The organism is Salinispora oceanensis, assembly GCF_000383575.1.
Taxonomy (GTDB): Bacteria; Actinomycetota; Actinomycetes; order Mycobacteriales; family Micromonosporaceae; genus Micromonospora; species Micromonospora oceanensis.
The window spans coordinates 1,603,791-1,626,817 of record NZ_KB911579.1 but is presented as its reverse complement, the minus strand read 5'-3'; the positions used below and the strand labels follow the sequence as shown (position 1 = coordinate 1,626,817).

Genomic DNA, 23,027 nt, shown 5'->3' with positions numbered 1-23,027 from the left:
GTTTTCTTCGGCGTCGCCGCATCCACGAGTGCCTGAGTCGACGAACAGACCTGCGAAAGACAGGTGCTAGGGGAGGGAGGCGAGGGCTGTGGGGGTTACAGTCAGGCATGCCCCACAGAAGGCGACCCGTCCGGTGACGGCGGCGGCACCACAGGAGCCCCCGGGGCCACCGGAGGACGACCTGGCCGCCCGCTTCCGCGCCGGCGATGAGGCGGCACTGCGGGAGGCGTATGACCGTTTCGGTCGGGCGGTGCTGCACCTGGCCGTCAGCACGCTGTCGAACCGCAGCGACGCCGAGGACGTGACGCAGGCGACGTTCGTCGCCGCCTGGCTGGGGCGGGAGACCTTCGACCCGACGAAGGGATCCCTGATCGGCTGGCTGCTCGGCATCGGCCGCCGCAAGGTGATCGACCGGCTTCGGGCTTCCGCCCGGGAGGCTCGGGTGGTCGAGACGGTGCGTCAGCATCCGGACCCGACCCCGCCCCGCTCCGACCCGGACACCGTGGTTGACCGACTGGTGGTGGCCGACGAGTTGGCGCGCCTCCCCGGCGAGCAACGACGCATGCTGGAGTTGGCGTTCTTCGACGACCTGACCCACCATCAGATAGCGACCATGACCGGGGTGCCGCTCGGCACGGTGAAGAGTCACATCCGGCGCGGCATGCAGTGCCTGAAACGCAGATGGGAGGTGGACGGTGCAGCACCTGGACCACGACCGGCTGGTCTTTCTGGCGCTCGGTGAGAGTGAGCCGGACGACGGAGAGCGCGCCTACCTCGAGGGCTGCGAGCACTGCCGGTCTGAGTTGGAGAACCTTCGGCGGGTCGCCGACCTGGGCGCCGAGGGGCAGGGTCTACACGACCTACCCGGGCCCCCGGACCACCTGTGGCAGGGCATCGTCGCGGAGATCCGGGCTGCCGAGCAGCTGCCGACGCTCGTGGAGCCGCGTCGGCCGGTGACCGCCCCCGAGACCTCCGACGATCCACCCGCGCGGGTCCTGTCGCCATCGGTGCGGAAGCGGGTCCGCTGGTCGGGCTGGATGACGACGGTCGCGACCGCAGCGGCGGCCGCAGTCCTCGGTGTGGTGGGCACTGTCGCCGTGCTGGGCGGGACGGAGCCCGAGCCCGCGTCGCCGCAGCAGCAGACGGTGCGGGCCAGTGCGTCGCTCGCGGCGTTCGGTGCGACCCCGCCAGAGGTGAACGGCGAGGCCCGGGTTTTCGACAACGGACGTCTTCACCTGCATGTGGTGAATCTTCCCGACGTGTCGGGTTACTACGAGGTGTGGCTGATCGACCCCGGAACGATGGAGATGTTCTCGGTTGGGGTGCTCGGTGGCGACACCGACGCGCTGCTGCCGCTGCCCCCGAACGCCGACCTCGAGCGGTACTCGGTGGTGGACATCTCCGCCGAGCGGTACGACAACAACACCGCCCACTCCGGCGACAGCCTGGTGCGGGGCACTCTGACGGGCTGACCTCTCCACCGCAGGTGGTAAAGGTGGAGACCCAGGCGGCGGTAGCGGTGCCCGACCATCAGCTGGTTGTCGATGATCGCGGTTGGGTGCAGCGGGCAGCACGTCTCGGTAGCGGGGTCGAGTAGACTGCTCCTGCGGCCCTTCCCACATGGCAACGGGCTCGATGCCCACGTCGCGCGCTGCGACGCAGCTGCCGCTTGACCCCGCGTTGACCTCCTTCGCCGACACCACAACGGTCAGCGCCAGGCGGGACGCCCCCTTCAACCCTCGGAGCCTTCATGGCGGCCAGCCGCCCGTGCCAGAACAGCCTGCCCGACACGCCGACCTTTACCGACCTCGGCGTGCCCGACCCGCTCACCCGCCAGCTGGCTGCGGCCGGGGTGGAACGGCCGTTCCCGATCCAGGCCGCGACCCTGCCGGACGCGCTCGCCGGGCGGGACGTGCTCGGCCGGGGTCGTACCGGTTCGGGTAAGACCTATGCCTTCGTGCTGGCGGTGCTGACCCGCCTGGCCGCGACCACGACGCCCCGTCGGGCCAAGCGTCCCCGGGCGTTGATCCTCGCACCGACTCGCGAGTTGGCCACCCAGATTGACCGCGTAATGGCGCCCCTGGCCCAGGCGCTGTCGCTTCGCACGATGGCCATCTTCGGTGGCGTCGCTGCCCGGCCCCAGATCGCCGGTCTCAAAGCCGGGGTCGATGTCCTGGTGGCCTGCCCGGGACGGCTCACCGACCACGTCGAAGCCGGACACGCCCACCTGGACGCCGTCGAGATCACCGTCCTCGACGAGGCCGACCACATGGCCGACCTCGGCTTCCTGCCCGGCGTACGGCGGCTGATGGAGCGCACCCCGCGCGGCGGGCAGCGGCTGTTGTTCTCCGCGACCCTGGACTCCGGCGTTGACGTCCTGGTGCGGCGGTTCCTCACCAAACCAGTCGTGCACAGCGTCGACTCAACGCTGTCGCCGGTCGCCGCGATGACCCACCACGTGCTGCACGTTCAGGCCGAGGACCGGTTCGCCGTGCTGGTCGACTTGACTGCCACGTCGAACCGTACGGTGGTGTTCACCCGTACCAAACGGGGTGCGAAGACCCTGGCTCGGCGGCTGGCCGCAGCTGGGGTCAGCGCGGTCGAACTGCACGGCAACCTGGCCCAGGGCGCCCGCACCCGGAATCTGCGGGCATTCGCCACCGGGGAGGCGCACACGCTGGTCGCCACCGACATCGCCGCCCGGGGCATCCACATCGACGACGTGGCGCTGGTCGTACACGCCGACCCGCCGGTGGAGCACAAGGCGTACCTGCACCGCTCGGGCCGTACCGCTCGGGCTGGTGCGGACGGAACCGTCGTGACCCTGATGACCGACGCGCAGGTGGCCGAGGTGCGGGCCTTGACCCGCAAGGCCGGGATCACCGCGACCACCACCCGCCTACGGCCGGGTGCCGCGCTGCTTCGCGAGATCGCCCCGGGCGAACGGCGGTTGGTCCCCCCGCCCGTACCGCCCTCCGGTGGTTCACGGCACGAGGGGCGACCCACTGCCGGCGGCCCGGGTCAGCGCGGCGGCAAGCCGACCCCAACCACCTCGACCCGATCTGGCCCGCGACGATCCGGTGCGGCGGCGTTCTCTGCCCGGGCCCGTCCGCGCGCGCGCCAAACGGGACGGTAGTCCTGGTCGGGCGAAGCCCGGCGCCGAGCAGGTCGGGTTCGCTCGTCGGCGGGATCGACCTTTCGTCCACTGTGTTGTAGATTTCGCTGGGGGCCTTACGGACAGGGAGTTTGTGGGATTCCCGGTAAGGTGATGACGGCCGTGTCACCGGGCCCGCGAATGCTCGATGGGCGCTGATATCGTGCCGCTCGTGACTGATGAAGCGGCCAGTGAACGGGGGCACTCGCCCGGCAGTGGGCACGCGCAAGGCGCTCCGGGCGACCAGCGCGACGTTCCTGCCTCATCCACACCGCCCTACTGGCCGCAGGCCAACCAGCCGGCGGGCGGTGACCCGTATGGGCAGGACCAGTACGGCCTGAGCACGCAGTCGGGAGTTGGGCCGGCGGGCGGTGACCCGTATGGGCAAGACCAGTACGGCCTGAGCACGCAGCCGAGCTCGTTCTCCGCGGCGCCGCTCGCCGCACCCGGACTGCAGCGACGGATCGTGCCATCTCCGCCCCCACAGCGGGGAAATCTCCTGCGCGGCCTGCTCCTCGGTGTCCTCGCCGGTGCGCTGGTTGCCGGGGTCGGTGCGTTCTTCCTTGGCCGGGCGACCGCCCCCGACCGTGACCCGGGCCCGGCTGCCGCCCCGCAGCCGGGGATGCTGTCCGAATTGGTCGCCACCAACCGCGCAAAATTCCCGAGTGACCTGCTCCCCCTGGCGGAGCCGTGGCTCGCCGACATGAGCGGCTGCGTGGCGAACACCGACACCGGCGGCCCGGAGCTCGGCGTCGGCCAGCGCTCCCATGTGCTGTGCCGCGACGGCGGTATGTACCTGCACTTCGTCGCGTACGAGTCGGCCGAGGCGAAGGCCGCCGACCTGGACTACCGGAAGCAACTCGCCCTGAACTCCGGGAGCATCCTCGCCGGTGCCGATCAGCCCGGCCGTAAGCTGGGCGTTGCCACCGACTCCCCGGGCACGTACGTCGAGTACGCCACCCCCGCCGGCGATGCCCCGGCGCTCTGTGGTTTCTGGTGGAACCGGGACGACACCGATGCGGCTGTCTATGTGGATGTACTCTGCGACAGTCTCGGTGGCGGGTGGGACTCGCTGCGAGCGGTTTGGCAGCGACACAGCTGATGGCGGACCTGCTCGCCGATCGGTCGGTGGCGGTGGTCCACGAGTGGTTCAGTGCCGTCGGCGGATCGGAGAACGTCTTCCTGGCGATCGCTGAGCTGATCCCCCACGCGACCCGGCACGTGTTGTGGGCCGAACCGGACGCCGACAGTACCGGCCTGCGGGAGACGTGGTTGGCCCGCACGCCGCTGAGTCGGTCCAAGGCACTCGCCCTTCCGGTGATGCCATTGGTGTGGCGCACCGCGGGTAGACCCAGCCCAGATGTGGTGATCTCGTCCAGCCACGCCTTCGCGCACACGGTCAAGCTCGGCCATCCCACGCGTACCCGCCACCTCAGCTACGTGCACACCCCCGCCCGGTACGTGTGGAGCCCTGACTTCGACGGGCGCGGTGCCAACCCGCTCCTCGCGCTGCCCCGTGCGCTGCTGCGGCGAGTAGACCGGTGGGGTGGGCGTCACGTGCACGCGTACGCGGCGAACTCGGTGGAGGTCCGCGACCGAATTCGTCGGTTCTGGCGCCGGGACGCAGTAGTGATCAACCCGCCGGTTGACGTGGAGTACTTCGGTGCCGCGCCGGACGGCGACCGCGACTACCTGCTCGGTGTCGGGCGGTGGATCCCGTACAAGCGGTTCGATCTGATGATCGATATTGCCGCTGAGGCCGGGATGCCGCTGGTCCTGGCGGGGTCTGGCCCGGACGAGGCGAACCTGCGCCGGCGGGCCGGACCCCACGTCCGATTCGAGGTACGCCCCTCCCGGGAGCGGCTGCGCGAGCTGTACGCGGGCGCTGCCGCCCTGCTCTTCCCCGCTCACGAGGATTTTGGCATTGTTCCGGTCGAGGCGCAGGCGGCCGGCACTCCCGTGGTTGGACTGGCTCGGGGAGGCCTGCTGGAGACCGTCGTGCCCGGGGAGACGGGTCTGCTTACCGAATCGTCTGACCCGCGGGTTCACGCCCGGTTGCTGGGGTGCCTCCGGGACCTGGACCGGACCCGGATCCGGCGGCACGCGGAGGGCTTCGGCCCCGCTCGATTCGCCGAGCACATGATGAGGTGGATCACCGATGCCGTCCGTTGAGCGTCGGCTGACCGTGCTGGACGGCAGTGGGGTCGGGCCCGGAGGCATCACTCGGGTCCTCAACGAGCTGGTCCGGCACTGGCCGAGCGGCCACGACCTCCGTCTCGTCGGGGCGCCGCCGGGTTTCCACGGGCCGGCGGAGATCGTGGTGAGCCACCAGTCGGGGGGCCGCGCGCGCACCATCGCCGCCGCGACCAGCGCCCTGCGCCGGGAGCGCCACGGTCAGATCCTGTCGCTCAGCCCGTCCCTCGCGCTCGCCGGGGCTCGCCTGCCAGTCACCACGATCGTGCATGACCTCGCGTTCCGGCTCTGGCCGCGCGGGCTGTCGCGGTCCGTTCGCGAGTACCGCCGGGTCAGCTACGCCACCGCGATCCGCCGCTCGACCAAGCTGCTGTGCGTCAGCGCCCGTACCCGCCACGACCTGCTGGGTCTTTACAACGTGGACGACGGTCGAGCCGCTGTCTGGCACCCGGGCAGTGATCTGCCCAGCCCGGGCGTACCGCCGGTGCTGCCCGCCGAGTACGTCGTGGTGGCCGGACACGCGCCGCACAAGGGCGTCGAGCTGGCAATCGAGGCGCTCCGGGCGTACCCCCGGTACACATTGGTCGTTTTCACCGGCGGTACCCGCCACTTCTCCGACGTCAGCGGACGGACAGTGTTCCTGGGTCGGCTCGACGACGGGGCGTACGCGGCGACGGTGGCCGGCGCCGCCGCATTCCTGATGCCGAGTCACTTCGAGGGCTTCGGCCTGCCCGCCGCCGAGGCGCTCGCCCTGGGTACCCCCACCATCGTCTCGCCTGACCCCGCCCTGCACGAGGCCACCGGCGGTGCCGCGATCCGGATGCGAAGTTGGACCGCCGAAGCTTTGGTCGAAGCGCTTCACAAGCTGGAAAAGCCGGATCCGGCCGCCGTTCGGACCTGGCGGGAGGCCACCGCGGAACTCGTCGGAGGGTTGTGGCCCTGATGCGGATCGCCATGGTGCACGCCTCGTTCGCCGTCCGGGGTGGTGCCGAGCTCTACGTTGATGACCTCAGCCGCAGCCTCCGCGAGCGCGGGCACGAGGTGCGCATTTTCACCGCCGCGGATCGCCGGCGGCTTTCGGCCTGGCTGCCGGGCAAGGCCGCCGTACACGTGGCGGACTTGCTTGACCCGACCGGCTTCGGCCCGGGCGACCTACGCGACTTCGCGCCTGACGTGGTGCATGTGCACAACTGGCAGGGGCTTGGGGTGCCCGCGGTGGCCCGCATCTCGCGCGCCTACCCGACCGTGCACACGGTGCACGACCACGCGGTGGTGGATCCGAACAACGCGATGCTGAATCTGGGGCGCTCCCGGGTCTTGGACGTGTTGCTGCGGGCACGCTCGGCGTGGATCTTGCGGCGCTTCCGGCGCGTACTGCTGCTGTACGCCACTGAACGGGTACGTGACACCGTACGGCGAAGCGCGCGTTCTGTCGGGCACCCGTCGAGTCGTATCGTGCCCCTCGCCGTGGCGCTGGACTGGAACCGGCGGGATTGGCTGCCGGGCGACCCCACCACGTTTCTGTTCTTGGGTGCCCTCAGCGCCCACAAGGGTCTCGATCTGCTGCTGGACGCATGGGACGGCCCGGGGACCCTGCTCGTGGCCGGGGAAGGACCGCTGCGGCAGCGGGTCGAGTCCGCGGCACCGGACGTGCGGTATCTGGGCCGACTCGACGAGGCGGGCAAGCGCGAGGCGTTCGGCCGAGCCGCCTGGTTGGTGTTCCCCAGCAGGCAGGAAACGTATGGCCTGGTGTGCGCGGAGGCCCTGATGGCTGGCCGTCCGATCATCGCCGGCGCGCACGCGCCGCCGGTGATGGCCGCCGGCAGCTCCACGCTGCTCTTCAACGGAGCCGACGAGCTCCGCGCGGTCCTGCGCCGAGCTGCCGAAATGCCGACCGCCGAATACGCTCGGATGGCCGAGTCCGCGGCCGCCGATGGTCGGGAACTCGACTGGGATGAGCACGTCAGTAAGGTGCTCGACGCTTACGAGGCACGATGATGATCGAACAACCCGCGATCCGTACCCCGTCCCGCTGGGCTTCGGTCCATGAGTACGGACTGCTCTTCGTCCTCGTGGCATGCATGGCCCCGCTTCCGCTCGAGGGATTGTCCTGGCTGCTCTTTGACGGCCGGCCCTGGGCCTTCAGTCTGGCCAGCGCCGTGATCACCAGTGTCCTGGCGGTCACCGCGGTGCTGCGGCACGGCTGGGGCCTGCCGGTGCGGTGGGTCGAGGTGGGTGCCGCCGCAGCGTTGGTGCTGACAGTCTGGAGCGCCATCGGCGTCGCCCACCACGGCCTCGCCCAGACCGTCACCGGCCTACGGTTGATCTTGATTCCGGTGGCGTTCCTGGTGATTGTCGGCGCGCTGATGTCGGGCGCTGTGTCGCGGCTGCTCACCGCAGTGGCCGTACTGGTCATCGCGAACGCCGCGGCGGGTGTGGCGGAGGTGCTGATCGGGCCCGCGACGCTGGTCCGCTGGGGGTTCAGCCCGCAGCACAACGTCCGCTACATTGACGGCGTCTTCCGCGTTCCGGGGCTCACCGAGGTCAATGCCGAACTGGGCATGCTCGCTGGGGCGTACCTGCTCGGCTACCTGGCTTGCTGGATCACCCCCCGGGTGCGGCCGCGGGCGGTGCTGTGGCACCTGGCCGCTGCGGCGGCGGTGCTGTGTCTGATGCTGAGCACCAGTCGGTCCGGCGCTCTGCTCGTGGTGGGGGGCCTGGCCGGCGCGCTCATCTTGCCGCACGCCCGCTCCCGGAGCCGGCGACTGGTGGCCATGGCGCTCATGGGACTGATCGCAGCTGGGGCTGCCGGCATGTTCGTGCTGATCGGGGCGGGCGGCAGCAGCAGTCTGTTCCAGCGCTTCGTGGTCTGGCGTGACCTACTGGCGGCGGCGCCACTGTTCGGTGACGGGATCGGCGCCGCGGGTGGGGCGTCCTACTCCCGGGTGGCCAGTTCGCCGCCGCAGTTCGTGGACAACTACTTCCTGAACATCGGCCTGCAGTTCGGTCCCGTGGTGATGGTGCTGCTGGTCGGTGCGACGGTCTTCGCACTGGTGTGGCTCGCGCGCGCCTCCACTCGGCGGCCCGAGCTGGTCATGCCCATCGCGCTCGTCAGTGGCCTGGCCGCCGCCTCCCTGACCCTGGACTCCTGGGAGTTCACGGCCGCGATGCTGATTCTGATCCTCTTCGGCTATCGCGCGCTGCGTCCCTCGTCATGACCGCGTTGCTCCGGCGGCTCCAGCAGTCGCAGCTGTCCGTACAGGTGATGACCAGGCTGGCGAACGTCGGAGTATTCCTGCTGGCATCCTGGCTCGACAGCGAGCATGTCGCCTTCGTGGCTTTCCAGGGTGTTCTGCTCGCCATTCCGTACACCCTCATCGAGGCCCTGATCGGCCGCCCGCAGTCGGCCGGAATCGTTCCTGCCGGCTGGGACCGCGAAGCGTGGGCGACGCGGACCGCAGCAGTGGTGACGTTGCCGGTCGCCGCGATCGGCTTCACGGCCGTCTCCGTGACATTCCCGGAGAGCAGCATCTTCGACCGACTCCTGGTCGTCCTGCCGGTGCTGCTGCAACTTCCGATCGAGGCGCTCTTCTGGTCGATGTCGGCAACCCGGTCTCGCCGCCGGGCCAACCTGGTGCCGCAGCTGGTCGCGGCCGGCACGCTGGCCACGGCGGCATTCGCGACCGCGGGCCTACGTCTGGAGGTCGCGGCCGTCCCCGCCCAGCTCGCCGTGCTGGCCTGGGCCCTGAGTCGGCGGCAGCCGCACGCCGAGCGAATCCGGCCGGGTCCGTTGACCGGCGTACGACTCGGCGTCACCTACTGTGTGGCGGCGGCGGCTGACCTGCTGTACGTCATCGCACTGCCCGCCGTCGCCGGGGTTCTGGCCGGCGCCGACGCGATCGTGGTGCTACGCGCGATGGACCTGGCCTTCGGTCCGTTCCACGTGGCGCTCGCGGCCACTACCCGGGAAGACCTGGTCGTGGGACGAGGGAGTCGGTTCCGGACCGGGGCTCGGCTGTTAACCGTGGTGCTGCTGGTGGGCATATCCGCCACCGTTGTCACCAGCCCGGACGTACGTGGCCTACTGGCCGACGCCCTCGCCGCCGCCAGTCTCGGCACGGTGGCGTTCTACTGCGCCTACAAGGCGGCGCTGATGGTTTCCACCTGGCTCTCCACTCGACACATGATCTATTCGACGCCCGCGACCTACCTCGCCTCTGCGATTGGGTCCCGGGCGATCACCTTCACGGCGTTGGTCGTCGCGCTGCTGTGGCTGCATACCACCGGTGATCTGTTCCTGCTGCTCGCCGTGGGCGAGTTGCTCGTCGTAGCGTGGTTCGTCCTGCGGCTCCGGCTGACCGGCGACCCGGCGGCGCGGCCCCCAGAGCTACCCTCGCCACGGGCTCCCTCCCCTACTCTCGTCCGGCCACGTCAGCCACAGGAGAAGCGATGAATCCCGAGCTGCCCGGTGCCAGAGCAGCCCGTGGCGCCCTGCCTCGCCGCCGGGCCATCGCCTCGGTCGGCGCCGTCCTCGCTGTCAGTGGAGTCGGAGCCCTGGCCTACGGCAGGGGCGATGCCGCGTCCGCAGGCCGTGACTACGACGTGCGCGAGTTCGGCGCCACGGGTGATGGCACCACCGACGACACCGCCGGGCTGCAGCAGGCGATCGATGCCGCCCGCGCTACCGGCGGCATCGTCTTCTTTCCGCCGGGCACGTACCTGACCCGCCGGCTCATCCTGTACTCCCGGGTGCACCTGCGCGGCTCCGGCGGTGACGCCACCGTGCTCCGACTGGCGCCCGGAGCGAACACCGCCATCCTCGAGTCCGATCGTTTCGAGCAGGAGACGAAAAGTCGCAGTAACGCTGGCAGCACGATGTTCAGCATCCGTGACCTCACCCTGGACGGAAACCGCGCGAAGGACAATCCGGTCGGCTTTGGCCTTCGCCTCTACGGGTACGGCTACGAGCTCGCTGACCTCACCGTCTTCAACTGTGGTGCCGACGGCGTGGTCAGTGACTGGGGTACCGCCGCCGACCTACCCGCCCCGTCCCACCAGATGGAAGCACGGATCACCGGCCTCCGTACCCACGACAACGGGGGTCACGGCATCAACTTCACCGGGCCGCATGACTCGATGTTTCTCAACTGCATCTCGTTCCAGAATGCCGGTACCGGTTTTCATCTGGCCGGAAACTCCTACGGCACCCTCATGGTCAACTGCCATGCCTGGGGTATCCGACAGGACGTCTCCTTCGAGCTCGCCGCGTCGGGCATCGGATGCGTGAACTGCTATGCCGACCTGGCCGGTGGGGTCGGTGTGCGTATCTCACGCAACGACTGCCGCTGGCTGGCCGGCTATGTGCAGGGTGCCAACCACGCCGGCCCGGGCACCGAGATAGGTATTCAGTTCGTGGCCGGCGCCAAACCCGAGGAACCCGCCTCGGCCACCATAGACACCCAGATCCGTAACTGCGCCACGGCCGCGATCGACTTCGGTGCGGACCGGGGGATGTCGAGCATCCGAGCCACCCTCTCGCAGCCGGGTCTGCCCGGTGTCGCCGGCACCGGGCGTGGGTGGATTGGAGAGCCAGCATCGAATTCACAGGTGGCCGTCACCCACGGACTGAGCCACCCCAGCAAGAATCTCGTGGTGCGACCCGCATTTGACCTGCGGGCCCAGGAGACTCCGGACGCGCCGGGCGAGGGTTCGGTCCGCATGTTCGCCCGCGAGGTGAACGGTGCCACGCAGCTCTGCGTCCGATTTCCTGACGGCACGGTGCGAGTGCTGGCGGGAGAGGGCTGACCGGCAGCCTGCTATCTGGCCGCTCCGATCGCCGCGATCTGCGCAGTGTCGTCGCGGCGTACCGCGTTGTAGAACGCCTCTGCCTTGGCCGGATCGGGCAGTACGACGCTCTGGTTGCCGCGGGTTCCGGTGCCGGATGTGGGACTGGTGTAGAAGCCCAGACTGTCGCTGCGTAGGTGGCGCAGGTCACGAGCGGTGGTGAGAATATTCAGCGTTTCGTCGATGGCGACCGCGTCGGCGGTGGCTCGCAGGAACGAGTTCAGCTTACGGGGACTGGTCAGGACGCCACCGGAGGCCGCCTTGTTGATGATCGCTTTGATCACCTGCTGCTGATGCCGGATCCGGGCGAAGTCGCCGTCCTCGAACGCGTAGCGCTCCCGTGCGTAGTCCAGCGCCGCGGCACCATCCATGGTCTGCGGCCCTGCGATGAACTCGCGGATGCTGTCCGGGTTCAGGGAATGTGTCGAGGTGAACGCCTTTTCCACGTCGATCTCGACCCCGTCCAGTGCATCAACGATCTCCTTGAAGCCGGCGAAGTCGACCATCACCACATGGTCGATTCGTACGCCGGTGTAGCTCTCGACGGTCTGCACCATCAGCGGTGTGCCGCCCCAGGCGTAGGCAGCGTTGATCTTGGCCTCCGTGCCGCCACGCTGTCCGTCCGCACTTCGCGGCACCTGCACCCAGGTGTCACGGGGGATCGACACCAGTTGTGCACCGGAGCGGTCCGCCGGCAGGTGCATGAGGATGATGGTGTCGGCCCGTGAGCCGCCGGTGCTCTCCGGGTCGCGGGTGTCGCTGCCTAGGATCAGGAAGTTCATCGCGTCGCCGGCAGCCGTGTCCTTCGCCGGCCGGGCCTCCTGCGGAACCTCGGCGAATGCCTCAATCCGGGGTATGTCGTTGTCAATGTCACGCGCGTACAACGTCACGGCCAGCGCGCCGCCGCCACCGAGCAGGGTAAGCGTTGCCAGGACAATCAAAACCACTCGTCGCCATCGACGCCGACGGGGTGGCTGGATTTGGTCTCCGGGCGACGGGTCGGCGCCAGCGGGGGGTGAATCGACGGACATGACGGCGATTTTAACGGGCAGTACAAACTCGATAGTCGTCGTATCATCCTCAGTGGCGGGAGCGGGGACTCGGGAGATTTCATGCCGCAGGTGTGGACTGTGCCACGGCAGCGTTCGGCATCGACGACGGTGCTGCCCTACCTGAGGTCACCCTCCTCTCAACGTACCCGGGCGCTTCGGGCCTGGATGCTCACGCTTCCAGTCGACCTCAGTGCCTTCCTGGTACCGCTGGTGTGGAACCAGGACTACTGGAAAGGCATGATTGCTGCCGGGTCGGTCACCGTGTCCATATTTGCCCTGGGGGGCCTCTATGTTGGGCGGCGACACATCAGTTTCCTGGATGAGCTGCCCCAACTATGTGTCCGCTTGCTCGCCGCCGCCGCGGTCGTCGCACTCATCGCGGCCGCACGCCACGACTCCGTCGAATACGTGGCGGGCTTCATGCGGGTCGTGGCGATTGCGGCTGCGCTAGTCCTGGCCGGGCGGATGCTGACCCGGATGGCGGTGCTGACCGCTCGTCGGCGGCGCTGGGTCGAACACTCCACCATCATTGTCGGTGGCGGCCCAATAGCTACCGAGCTGGCTCGTCTGCTACGCCGATACCCCGAGTATGGCCTGCATTTTGCTGGCTTTGTCGACGTGACGTCCACCAGCCATGACCGTAGTGACAGCCAGCCGTTGATCGGTGACTTGAACGACCTCGAAGAAGTTATCCGGATACTTCACTGTGAGGTGGTGCTGATCGCCGATGTCGCCTGCAGCGACGCAGAGCTCCTGCGGGTCGCCCGCCTACCCGGTGTTGCCGCCTGTGACCTGTGGGTCGTCCCTCGGCTACGGGAGTTCCATTCCCGCCACGGCATTCCCGACCACATCGGTGCGATCGGCGTCCGGAGAGTCACTCGTCCCTCGCTGACCGGTCCGCAGTTCGCATTGAAACGTGTCTTCGACGTCATCATCGCGGCCACGTCACTGCTGCTCCTGAGCCCCGTCCTGTTACTGTGCGCGATTGTCACCCGGATCGGGGGCGGCCCCGGTATCCTGTTCCGCCAGGAACGGATTGGACGTTACGGCCGCCCGTTCGAGCTGCTGAAGTTCCGGTCGATGCGACTTGCAGACGATACCGAGTCGCAGACCACGTGGTCCGTCGCCGCCGACCCCCGGATCGGTCCGGTTGGCCGCTTCCTGCGTCGTACGTCGCTCGACGAACTACCCCAGCTGTGGAATATTCTCCGCGGCGACATGACTGTGGTGGGGCCGCGTCCGGAGCGGCCATACTTCGTCGATCGCTTTTCGGCGGACTACCCCGAGTACGCCATGCGGCACCGCGTGCCGGTCGGGTTGACGGGGCTGGCGCAGGTCAGTGGATTGCGCGGCGATACGCCGATCTCCGACCGGGCTCGGTTTGACAACTACTACATCGAGAACTGGTCGCTCTGGTTGGATATCAAGGTCATCGTGCGAACGGTCATCGAAGTGGTGCGTGGCGGCGGCCGCTGAAGGCCAGTGGGTGCGTTGGGGTTATAGGTGTTCAACTTCATCGGCGTTGAGCCGGGGTGTCGTCGGCCGCGGCGGGTGGGCTGGGTCCGAGCTGGCTGATGTCGTACCCGTGGGGGTAGGTCTTGGTCTTGATGCCGTCGGCGAACAGGGGGACCGCCGGGGGTCGTCCGAGCCAGCGTTGCGTGTGCGCGCGGGCGCGGAGGGCCAGGTGCAGTCCGACCCGCGCCGGCCAGGGTGGGTTCGCCACCTGGGTCGCGGTGCGTAAGGCTGGGTCGTAGATGGCGCTGACCAGTGCATTGCCCACCGGGGCGAGGGCAGCGGGTAGCCGTTTCAGCATCAGCATCCGGGTAGCGCGCTCGATCGCGGCCGCGTCGTCGTTGGGGCGCAGCTGGGCCCGGTCGTACTCGTCGAACCAGGCCTCGACCGCCTGGTAGGAGTCGGGGATGTCGGTGATACCCATCCGGCGGCCCAACTCCAGGTAGAACCGCCAGGTCGCGCGCCGCTCGTGGCAGCAGGGGCGGCGCCAGCCGTAGCGTTCCAGCCAGCGGGTGGGGATCACGATCAGGCAGGCGAGGACGTAGCGGTAGTGGTCGTTGCTGATTCGGTGGGAGCGGTGGATCTGGTTGATCCGGCGGAGGGCGTCGCGTCCGCGGGGCTGCTCGAAGCCGTTGAGCACGAGCTCGTACATGAGCAGGCCGGTGTCGTCGATCCGCTGCTGGGTGCGTTCGGTGAGTTCGCCGGTGGCGGTGTGCACCGCGGCGATCTCCGGGATTGAGAACGAGCGGTTGAAGGCGAGGTTGAGTCCGAGCTTCATGTCCCACGGGAACTCGTACCGCAGCATGGTCTGGTAGATCGTCAGGTGGTCGTCGTCGGGGTCGAGTGAGCGGATCCGGTGCAGGTGAACGAGGCGGTCTCTCACGGGTGTGGGTCTCCAACAGGCTGTGGCCGAGGGCCGGTGGCGGTGAGGTGCTCGGTGACGTCGAGGGTGGCGGCCACCACCGGGGACTGGTGGTACGCGGTCGCGACTCGGGTGAGCCAGGTGATCTCGCCGGCGTAGCCGTCGGCCGGTCGGGGTGGGGCCTCGGCCGGATGCGGCTGGGTGGCGGTGACGCCGGCTCGGTGCGCTCGCCGGCCGAAGGCCAACTGGGCGGCCTCGATGGCGGCGAGCCGGTCGTCGCCGGCGAGGCCCGCCTGCTCGGCGAGGGCGCCTGCGACCTGGGTGACTCGGGCGTCCAGGAAGGGGCGCAGCGCCAGCCGTCCGTCGCGGATCTCGGCTACGCGACGGGTCAGCGCGTAGTCGAGATCACGTAGGGCGACGAGCGGCCGGCGGAGTTGTGGGTCCAGCTCAAGCTCGGGCAGCGCCGCGGTGAGGTCGTGCCACAGCGGCCCGAGGCGACGGTAGGCGCGCAGGTGGTCCCAGCACCGGGGAAGGGGTATCAGTGGACCCCAGGCGGGCATGGTCAGGCCGATCATCATGAGTAGTGCGCCGATGGTGACCAGGACCGCGGCGATCTCGCGTTCGCCGGTTGGCTGTAGCCCACTCCAGTAGGCGACCAAGTAGATGACCTTGTTCGTGCTGTAGAGCATGGCCACCGCGGCGCCGGCGGCGGTGATGCGCAGGCCACGTCGGAGCCAGGGTCGGTCGCAGATGCGGGCGAACTTCCAACACAGCCGGGCGATTTCGATGCAGTACGCGAAGAAGCCCGCCACCATGAGAATCAGTAGATATGCCGAGACCGCCGGGTCGGTGGCGTACTCAACGGTCAACTGAACCGGCTGGTCGTAGCCGAGGGTGTGGGCATACAGGGCGACCATGACGAGGTACGCGCCGGCCGTGATCCAGACCCACCGTCGGGTGCGGGTGGCCGCCTGGGCGGCGGGCAGCGCGAGGTAGAGCAGCATGTGTTCGGCGGAGGCGGCGATGGTCATGGCGCAGCCGTGGGCGAGTACCTTGGCCAAATTTGGTAGCCCCAAGCCGGTCTCAATGCCGGTGGCGAGCGGTGGGATGGCCAGGGTGACGCCGATGGCGAAGGCGCCGAACGCGATGCAGAGCGCGCGGCGTGCCGGCGTGGGGTGTCGTCGCAGCAGCCGTAGGGCGTAGGCGAAGGTCGCCCAGCCAGCGCCGGCGCAGAGGCCGTAGAGCACGGTATCCATCGGCTGCTACCGGCCGGGGTCTTCTAGCGACTGCCGTAGCCGGTCGCACAGGTCGGCCTCGGGATCGTCTCGAGGGGGCTCCGGCTCAGCAGGGTTCGAACTGTCGCGGAGCCGCCGCAGCAGGAGCGAGCCGATCATCTCCGCCTCCCGCTCCTCCTCGGCGGCGTAGTTGCTCCGGCCGAGGAAGCGTTGCACGGTCTGGGGGTCGAGGTCTGGCAGGAGCAGCTTGGCAGCATCAGGGTCCAAGACGGCAGCGGGCCGATGTCCGGCGAGCAGGTGACCCAGCTCGTGCCCGATGATCAGCATTTGGTGTATCGGCGAGGTGTCCCGCTCATAGAAGACCGCGTCGAAGGTGCCCGTCGGGACCCACATGCCGCACACGGTGTGCACTGGCAGGCTGATCGGAACCAGGTGGATAGGTCGTCCCCGCCGCCCTCCTAGGAACCGGCACAGATCCGGCATATCAAATGTATCGGGCATGGCGAGCCCGGCGACCAGCCGTTCGCAGCGCTTACGTAGTTGGCGCGGTGTCACGTCAGCTTCCCCCCGGTAATCCACATGCCTCCACCGCAGGACAAGCAGGGCTGTCAAGGGCCGTTCCGGTGGCTGTCACCGAGGGCTTTCAGGCGGGCGACCATCTGTTCCACCAGCCGAGAATCGGCCGAGGACAAGCCGGTGTCCGTGAGAACCTGCCGCAGTGCTACCTGCTTGACTCCCATTCGTCGCAGCTCGCTGAGGAGTCGGATCTGCTCCTGAACCCGATGCGCGGCAGCGTCATCCACAAAATATCCCGAGTGGACGCCAAAGGCGCGGGCCAGGGCGCGGACGTGCGAGGTGCGCGGATCACGCGCCACGCCTCGGCGTAGCTCTCCGATGTAGGCGGCGCTGATGGATACTCCCGTCTCCGCCTGCTGCCCGTTGATTTTGTCAGCGATTTCCTTGTTCGTGTACCTCCGACCGGGCTCCTCGGACCGCCCAAGCTCTTCCGGGGTGGGGCGGATGGTCTCGAACAGGTACTCCAAGCGGTCGGCGAGGGTGTCGAGGGGCGGCAATTCCTGCCGGCCTTGGTGCTCCGCAACCAATGGTCCTCACCCTCCCCGTGACCGATCCGCAGCAGTGTTACACCGCCGATGCCCGGTACGACAGGTGTCGACACATTACCGTTATCTATGACGCCTACGACTTTCTTGCCGCGAGTCGATCCGCTGGTGCCGCCGGTCGCGCCGCCGGAAGCCGGAAAGTAGCCGTCTGCGGTGTCCTGCCTGCCGGTTACGGCTTGCGGCCCACCCCGCAGAACTCGTCAACCTCGGGCCCGGCGGCGGTGTCGGCGTCGGGTCGCCATCGGGTCAGCGAGACGATGCCCGGCTCGACCAACTCAAGGCCGCGGAAGAATCGGCCGATGCCGTCGAGACTACGCACCACCATCGGGTCTGAACCGCCCTCGTTCCAGATCCGAACCGCCTCGTCGGTCGCGGCCCCGTGGATGGCGTTGGTGGTGTGTGTCATCGCCAGGTAACTCCCCGACGGAAGCGCCTCAACCAGGCGGTCGACTACCCGGTAGGCCTCGTCGTCGTCAGCCAGGAAGATCACAATGCCGAGCATGGTGATGGCGATCGGCTTGGTGAAATCGAGTGTCTTGGCCGCCGCGGCGAGGATCTTGTCAGGGTCCCGCAGGTCGGCGTCGATGTAGTCGGTGGCACCCTCGGGGTGGCTGGTGAGTAGCGCCCGGGCGTGCACCAGGACCAGCGGGTCGTTGTCGGCGTAGACGATGCGCGACTCGGGTGCGATCGACTGGGCGACCTCGTGGGTGTTGTTCGCCGTCGGCAGGCCGGTGCCGATGTCCAGAAACTGGCGAATGCCGGTCTCTTTGGCCAGGTGAGTGACCGCACGTACCAGGAAGGATCGCTGGTTGCGGGCCAGTTCGAGGATGTGTGGGTAGGCGGCGATCGTGTGGTCGCCGACCTCACGATCCACCTCGAAGTGGTCCTTGCCGCCCAGCCAGTAGTTCCAGATCCGGGCCGGGTGCGCAATCGTAGTGTCGATCTTCGAGGAGAGTGACCCGTTCGGTTTGGCGGCCGGTCGCGTGGTTTCCGAAGGGGTGTTTGTCACTGGGAATCTCTTCTCGACTCGCGATGGGTGACTTCTCCCACACCGTAGCAGGGGTAACGAAACCGGCTGTCGTCTGTCCGTTGTGGGGGACGAGATCGGGGCGTACCTCTCGCGCGCAGGTGAAGCCGCACTACGTCGGGGAAACGGTCGGCAGTTCTGCCTCTGGTCGGCTACGGTCCGCCGCATGCGGCTGGAGCGGATCACCCCAGAGAATCTTGAAGCGGCTCTCGCGCTCTCGGTGCGGCCCGATCAGGAGCACCTTGTCGAGTCCGTGGCCGAGTCGCTCGCGGAGGCGTACGTCTGGCCCGACTACGCCTGGCCAAGGTTGATCTATGACGGCGACAAACTGGTCGGCTTCGCTATGGCCTTCTTGGATACTCCGTGGGGGCCCGACCATGATGTCGACGATCTGAGGTCGGGCCTGTGGCGGCTGAATATCGCCGCTGACGCCCAGGGGCGCGGCTACGGTCGGTTCGCGGTTGACGCCGTATGTCGAGAAATCCGGGCCAGGGGTGGTGACCGGGCCTACGTCACCTGGGAGCCGGGGGCGGGGGGACCGGCGGGCTTCTACCTGAGGTTGGGCTTTCGGCCGACCGGAGAGGAGAGCGGCGGACAGACGGTAGGTGTCCGCGGCCTCTCCTGAGGATTGGGCGCGCGACGGGTCGCTCTCGGGTGGGGGGCAGACGGTCCGGTCGGTCGGGACCCGTCGGCGGCAGGTGCGGCGGTGTGAGTGTGACCGGTGTCGCCGAAGTTGGGCTTCGCGTCGGTGGCAGCACCGCGTCGGGACTAGCGCGATCCCTGGGGCTTTTAACAAGTGTCGTCTTACCGGGTTCCGTGGGCTGGATGTCGACGCCCTGCCCACCCGGCACGTCCGATGGGCTTAGACTGACAATCGTTTTCATTAAGAGTTGAGAGGACTGTGATGGCAACGTCTCCACTCGCGCCCACCGACCCCGGTGCCGCGGTAGCCGGCACCCGGCCGTCCCTGACCGTGCTCAGCGGCTCCTGGCCGTCCGCGACGTACGCCGTCGCCCGTACGCTGCTGGTGGCGGATCCGACCCTGCTGTTGGTCCAGCATGACCTCGCCGACCTGAGCGTCGGCACCGTGCGGCGGGTCGTGCGCGACAGTGCGGGCGTACTCGAGGACGAGCGGATCAAGCTCGCACACGGATGCGTCCCCTGCACGCTGCGGGAAGATGTGCTGCCCACCCTCGCCCGGCTGGCCCGCGCGCAGCCCAACCGCGACCTGCTGCTGATGCTGCCCGAGGTGGTCGAGCCCGAGGCGGTCGCCGCCGTCTGCGCGCACTGCCCCGTTGAGGGCGCGCCGATCACCGACCTGATCCGGATCGATTCCTATGTCACCGTCGTCGATGCCGAACATCTGCTCGACGGGCTCGTCAGCACCGACGACCTGAAGCACCTCGGCATCGCGGCGGCGGACTACGACGACCGGGCGCTGGCCGACGTCATCGTCCGACAGATCGAGTACGCCGACACCCTCGTTCTCTGGGGCCGGTCCCGAGCCGGCGCCTACGGCACCAGTCGCCTGTCGGTGCTGCTCGAGCGGATGGCGCCGTGGGCGATGCAGGTGACCGTCAACGATGACCAGCTCGACGCCGCCGCGCTGACCCGCCAACTGCGCGGCACCCTCCGGCACCGGCCCGAGACCCCCGGCATCCTCACCCGTGGCCTTGAGGGGTACGTCCTCGGGGTGCACGAGCCGGACCCGGACTGCGGCATCGTCTCGGTCGTCTTCCGGGCCCGCCGCCCGTTCCACCCGCGGCGTATCCACGACGCGTTTGAGGACCTCAACGACCAGGTCGTACGCTCTCGCGGGCACCTCTGGCTCGCCAGCCAGCCCGACACGGTGATCGCCTGGAACTTCGCCGGGGGTGGACTCCGCCTCGGCTCCCTCGGCCACTGGCTGGTTGCCCTTCCCGACTCCTGCTGGGAGGACGTGTCCGACCACCGCCGGCTCGCCGCCGCACTCGACTGGGACCCCTACTACGGCGACCGCCACCAGCACCTGGTCTTCATCGGCCTGGGCCTCGACCCCGTCTCGCTGTGCCACACCCTCACCAGTTGTCTGCTCACCGATGACGAACTCGCCGACGGCAGCGACGCCTGGCGGCACTACGACGACCCGTTAGCTGGGTGCTTCCCGGCCGTCGACGTTCCCCCCACCGAAGGTGGTGCCACCTAAGCCAGGCCGCAGCGCTCTGTTGCAACCCGTTGACCATCGGCCGTCGATCCCGGTCGAGCGGAAGTCCTTCGGCCGTGACGCGGGCGAACGGATGGCGTAAAGTGTTCGGGGGCCTCACCTCGAGGCTGCGGGACCTGAAGGAGGAGGTGGCGTTTTCATGCATGTGACTGCTGAGAACCGCCACGCTTCGTGCGCCTGAGCGACATCAGGTGACGATCGGTTCACCCGATCGGATCTCACTCCTTCACACAGAGGGTTCCTCAGTTGTCTTTTCCCCATCGGGGTCCATCGGCGACCCCAGAATCATCCTTGTCTCTTACCGCCTTAGGCTGGTCGAACCGATGGCAGGCGGCGCTTGCCGCACACGGTGCCGGCCGTCCGGGGCGGGTTGTCCGCCACGACGGTTCAGCCGTCCTGATCAGCACCGAAGGTGACACCCGTCACTTCCCCGTACGGTCCTCGGCGCCCGCGCTCGCCGTCGGTGACTGGGTCGTCGTCAATGACGATCGCGTCCTCGACCTGCTGCCACGGGCCTCGCTACTACGCCGTCGCGACCCCTCCACCGGAGGGAGCCAGCTCATCGCCGCGAACGTCGACGTGGTGGGAATTGTCTGCGGCTTGGACCGGCCGGTCGTCCACGGCCGGCTGCAACGTTTCACCTCGCTTGCCTGGGACGCTGGAGCGGTACCCCTGGTGATCCTCGCCAAGGCCGACCTGGTGGGCTCCACCGCCGCCATCGAAGACGGTCTGCTCCAGCAGCATCCCGGCGTCGACATCATCTCTGTGGCGGCGGTGACCGCCACCGGGGTATCCGACCTCCTCGGCCGGTGCGCGGAGCGCACGCTGGTGCTCGTCGGCGAGTCCGGGGCAGGAAAATCGACGCTCCTCAACGCCCTTGCCGGTCGGGAGTTGGGTGCCACCGGAAAGGTCCGCAGCTCGGACGCGAAGGGCCGGCACACCACCACTGCCCGGCAGCTCTTCGCGCTGGAGGGCGGCTGTTGCCTGATCGACACCCCCGGCATGCGCGAGGTCGGCGTTCATGCCGACGTTGCCACCGTTGACGCGGGGTTCGACGACCTCGCGGAGTTGGCGCTCGGCTGTCGCTTCGGCGACTGCAGCCATGCCAACGAGCCTGGCTGCGAGGTGCTCGCGGCCGTCGCCGACGGGAGGCTGAGCGAGCAACGACTGCGGGCCTGGAACCAGCTGTGCCGGGAGGCCGCGTGGGCAGAACTCCGCGCGGATCCTGCGGCCCAGCGCCGCGCGGGTCGGAGACTCGCCCGGGTCATCAAGGATGCCCAGCGGGCGAAGCGGCGTTGACCCGCTCCGATCCTCGCCCACGGGCCCTACCTTGGGCGCGGACGGCGAGATCGTGGCGACTGAAGAAGCCCGTGGTGCCCCGCGTCCCAGGCCCTGCGGCACTCGGGTTGACGGTGGGGGTCTGTTAAGCGCCACGACGCCGAGGCCGTAGGTACAGGTGCTGGGGTGCGCCGGACGGGTCCGCCGGGCGAACCGGTGGACCCGTCCGGCACACCCGTTGCGCGGCGGGTTAGCCAACCTTGCCGCGGACCAGCTCATCCGTTCCCGCACGCCCGTCCGGGGCGACGTAGGCCATCAGCTGTCGGGACATAGCCACCAGCTGCCCTCGGGAGTCCCAGAGCTCCACGTCCTGTTCGGCCAGTCCGCCGGCGAGCATGCGGCAGCTGGTGCGCACCTGAATCCAACCGGCGGTGGGCTGGTGCCGCAGGTGCACCGTGAGTTCCAGAGTCGGCGCCATTCCGTCCACCGCTTCGAGGACGGCCCCCGGGAACGCGTCCGCGAACAGCACCAGCGCCACCAGGTCCACGTCACTGCCGTCGGCGAACCGGATCCATGCGTCCAGATTCGGCTCGCCAGCCTCAGCTCCCAACCACCGCGACGGCGGGACCAGGCGGTATTCGTACCGGTCGGCCAAGGTGGCACCGAGCGCGGCCGCGGCTGCCCGCGGAGGCACCACACACTGGTCCGGCCTGGGGATCTCGGGGGGATGTGGCGCGAAGATCGTTGGCCCTTCGAGTAGCTCTGGCGCGCCGAAGGTGGCTAGGAGGCGGAGCCGCTCCTTACCCTTCTGTTCCAGAACAGCTGTCACCGTGCTGGTGCTCCGCCCTTGCTTGACCACCTCCACGGTGACGCCTGCCGGCCCATGAGCACCCGGACGCAGGAAGTGGCCGGTGACGGTCAACGGTACGGACCCGGGCAGGCTTTCTTCCGCCGCCCGCAAGGCCAGGGCGATCAGGTAAGCGCCGTTCGGGACCCCACCGACGGTGTCCCAACCCGATTCCACCTCGACCTGGCGCGTATCAGTCCGCGCTTCCGATAGCTCGGTCCGCTGCATAATCGCTCCTTCCGGACTATTTGTAGAAGCTGCCGTGTAGGGGGCCATGGGTCTAGTCGTAGCGAAACAGTCATTTTCGGACCGCTGAGCGGTTGCTCGCAGGTGTCTCTGGGTGATGTGGCGCGGGTCGTCTGTTGCGTCGGCGATGCGAGCGTAGTGCCAGCTGTCAATGGCCATGCGGCCGATCGCGGCTGCTTCGCTTTGTGTCGATCTTTTTGCCGCTCTCGTCCATATTTAAGGGGAAATATGTTACTGGATGGAGTGGAACTTCCGAACGGGGCATCGAGGCGGCGAAACCGCGTAGATCTTGGCGCTTTCTCGGGTTGATGGGGTCCGGGTAATGGCCAACTGTGACTAACCACCGAATTTCGCCCTAACCCCCCCTAGTGGTCAGCATTCCAGCAAAGTGATCTCGGCGCGACCCATCCCCTGTACTTCCGTTGGTCAGCGGTAATATCTCGGTGTTTGATT

General features: G+C 68.4%; 21 protein-coding genes. 14 read left to right on the top strand and 7 right to left on the bottom strand.

Annotation, left to right across the window (positions count from 1 at the left end; all coding sequences use genetic code 11):
* Window positions 1-133: 133 nt before the first annotated feature.
* The 10 genes from SALPAC4_RS0107515 to SALPAC4_RS0107465 all read left to right on the top strand — a co-directional run bounded on the left by SALPAC4_RS0107515 (window position 134) and on the right by SALPAC4_RS0107465 (window position 11,152).
* Window positions 134-742 carry an RNA polymerase sigma factor gene (locus tag SALPAC4_RS0107515; protein ID WP_019869791.1) on the top strand — a complete coding sequence of 203 codons (609 nt, stop codon included), beginning with the start codon at window positions 134-136 and terminating at the stop codon, window positions 740-742.
* Entirely contained in the window at window positions 696-1,472 is a 777-nt protein-coding gene (locus tag SALPAC4_RS0107510; RefSeq protein ID WP_019869790.1) for an anti-sigma factor, read from the top strand. The genes SALPAC4_RS0107515 and SALPAC4_RS0107510 overlap by 47 nt, the downstream gene beginning before the upstream one ends.
* A gap of 278 nt (window positions 1,473-1,750) precedes the next feature.
* Window positions 1,751-3,136 carry a DEAD/DEAH box helicase gene (locus tag SALPAC4_RS0107500; RefSeq protein ID WP_019869789.1) on the top strand — a complete coding sequence of 462 codons (1,386 nt, stop codon included), beginning with the start codon at window positions 1,751-1,753 and terminating at the stop codon, window positions 3,134-3,136.
* 166 nt (window positions 3,137-3,302) lie between these two features.
* Window positions 3,303-4,256: a hypothetical protein gene (locus tag SALPAC4_RS0107495; RefSeq protein WP_019869788.1), complete on the top strand. Its 954-nt coding sequence runs from the start codon at window positions 3,303-3,305 to the stop codon at window positions 4,254-4,256.
* Window positions 4,256-5,326 (top strand): glycosyltransferase, encoded by a 1,071-nt coding sequence (locus SALPAC4_RS0107490; protein ID WP_019869787.1) that lies wholly within the window; start codon window positions 4,256-4,258, stop codon window positions 5,324-5,326. Before SALPAC4_RS0107495 ends, SALPAC4_RS0107490 begins: the two co-directional genes overlap by 1 nt.
* Window positions 5,313-6,290, top strand: coding sequence for a glycosyltransferase (locus SALPAC4_RS0107485; protein ID WP_019869786.1), 978 nt, complete (start codon window positions 5,313-5,315; stop codon window positions 6,288-6,290). Before SALPAC4_RS0107490 ends, SALPAC4_RS0107485 begins: the two co-directional genes overlap by 14 nt.
* A complete protein-coding gene (locus SALPAC4_RS0107480) occupies window positions 6,290-7,345 on the top strand; it encodes a glycosyltransferase family 4 protein (RefSeq protein ID WP_223874718.1) in 1,056 nt (351 codons plus the stop codon). Before SALPAC4_RS0107485 ends, SALPAC4_RS0107480 begins: the two co-directional genes overlap by 1 nt.
* Window positions 7,345-8,565 carry a hypothetical protein gene (locus SALPAC4_RS0107475; RefSeq protein WP_019869784.1) on the top strand — a complete coding sequence of 407 codons (1,221 nt, stop codon included), beginning with the start codon at window positions 7,345-7,347 and terminating at the stop codon, window positions 8,563-8,565. The genes SALPAC4_RS0107480 and SALPAC4_RS0107475 overlap by 1 nt, the downstream gene beginning before the upstream one ends.
* On the top strand, window positions 8,562-9,800 hold the full coding sequence (locus SALPAC4_RS0107470) for a hypothetical protein (RefSeq protein WP_019869783.1): 1,239 nt from the start codon (window positions 8,562-8,564) through the stop codon (window positions 9,798-9,800). The genes SALPAC4_RS0107475 and SALPAC4_RS0107470 overlap by 4 nt, the downstream gene beginning before the upstream one ends.
* Window positions 9,797-11,152, top strand: coding sequence for a glycoside hydrolase family 55 protein (locus tag SALPAC4_RS0107465; protein ID WP_019869782.1), 1,356 nt, complete (start codon window positions 9,797-9,799; stop codon window positions 11,150-11,152). The genes SALPAC4_RS0107470 and SALPAC4_RS0107465 overlap by 4 nt, the downstream gene beginning before the upstream one ends.
* A gap of 11 nt (window positions 11,153-11,163) precedes the next feature.
* Here SALPAC4_RS0107465 and SALPAC4_RS0107460 read toward each other — a convergent pair whose 3' ends face one another.
* On the bottom strand, window positions 11,164-12,222 hold the full coding sequence (locus tag SALPAC4_RS0107460; RefSeq protein ID WP_449619068.1) for an LCP family protein: 1,059 nt from the start codon (window positions 12,220-12,222) through the stop codon (window positions 11,164-11,166).
* A gap of 186 nt (window positions 12,223-12,408) precedes the next feature.
* Between SALPAC4_RS0107460 and SALPAC4_RS0107455 the strand changes: the two genes are divergently transcribed.
* Complete coding sequence (locus tag SALPAC4_RS0107455; protein ID WP_019869780.1) at window positions 12,409-13,719, top strand: sugar transferase; 1,311 nt, start codon at window positions 12,409-12,411, stop codon at window positions 13,717-13,719.
* Window positions 13,720-13,756: 37 nt separating this feature from the next.
* Here the strand turns inward: SALPAC4_RS0107455 and SALPAC4_RS0107450 are convergent, their stop codons facing one another.
* The 5 genes from SALPAC4_RS0107450 to SALPAC4_RS0107430 form a co-directional block, all read right to left on the bottom strand.
* On the bottom strand, window positions 13,757-14,638 hold the full coding sequence (locus SALPAC4_RS0107450) for an oxygenase MpaB family protein (RefSeq protein ID WP_019869779.1): 882 nt from the start codon (window positions 14,636-14,638) through the stop codon (window positions 13,757-13,759).
* Window positions 14,635-15,873, bottom strand: a complete 1,239-nt coding sequence (locus SALPAC4_RS0107445) for an MAB_1171c family putative transporter (protein ID WP_019869778.1) — start codon at window positions 15,871-15,873, stop codon at window positions 14,635-14,637. The genes SALPAC4_RS0107450 and SALPAC4_RS0107445 overlap by 4 nt, the downstream gene beginning before the upstream one ends.
* 6 nt (window positions 15,874-15,879) lie before the next feature.
* Entirely contained in the window at window positions 15,880-16,353 is a 474-nt protein-coding gene (locus SALPAC4_RS25175) for an ImmA/IrrE family metallo-endopeptidase (protein ID WP_397537937.1), read from the bottom strand.
* Between the two features lie 107 nt (window positions 16,354-16,460).
* Window positions 16,461-16,955: a hypothetical protein gene (locus SALPAC4_RS0107435; RefSeq protein ID WP_019869776.1), complete on the bottom strand. Its 495-nt coding sequence runs from the start codon at window positions 16,953-16,955 to the stop codon at window positions 16,461-16,463.
* 187 nt (window positions 16,956-17,142) lie between these two features.
* Window positions 17,143-17,982 (bottom strand): SAM-dependent methyltransferase, encoded by an 840-nt coding sequence (locus tag SALPAC4_RS0107430; RefSeq protein WP_019869775.1) that lies wholly within the window; start codon window positions 17,980-17,982, stop codon window positions 17,143-17,145.
* Window positions 17,983-18,166: 184 nt separating this feature from the next.
* On the opposite strand from SALPAC4_RS0107430, the gene SALPAC4_RS0107425 reads away from it, so the two are divergent.
* From SALPAC4_RS0107425 to rsgA, 3 genes are all read left to right on the top strand, one after another.
* Window positions 18,167-18,625 (top strand): GNAT family N-acetyltransferase, encoded by a 459-nt coding sequence (locus tag SALPAC4_RS0107425; protein ID WP_019869774.1) that lies wholly within the window; start codon window positions 18,167-18,169, stop codon window positions 18,623-18,625.
* Window positions 18,626-18,904: 279 nt separating this feature from the next.
* Complete coding sequence (locus tag SALPAC4_RS0107420; RefSeq protein ID WP_019869773.1) at window positions 18,905-20,185, top strand: CobW family GTP-binding protein; 1,281 nt, start codon at window positions 18,905-18,907, stop codon at window positions 20,183-20,185.
* A gap of 309 nt (window positions 20,186-20,494) precedes the next feature.
* The gene (rsgA, locus tag SALPAC4_RS0107415; RefSeq protein WP_019869772.1) at window positions 20,495-21,502 is read left to right on the top strand and encodes a ribosome small subunit-dependent GTPase A; all 1,008 of its coding nucleotides are present in this window, start codon (window positions 20,495-20,497) and stop codon (window positions 21,500-21,502) included.
* A 229-nt stretch (window positions 21,503-21,731) separates the two neighbouring features.
* Here the strand turns inward: rsgA and SALPAC4_RS0107410 are convergent, their stop codons facing one another.
* Window positions 21,732-22,556: a thioesterase family protein gene (locus SALPAC4_RS0107410; protein WP_033664736.1), complete on the bottom strand. Its 825-nt coding sequence runs from the start codon at window positions 22,554-22,556 to the stop codon at window positions 21,732-21,734.
* Window positions 22,557-23,027: the final 471 nt, after the last annotated feature.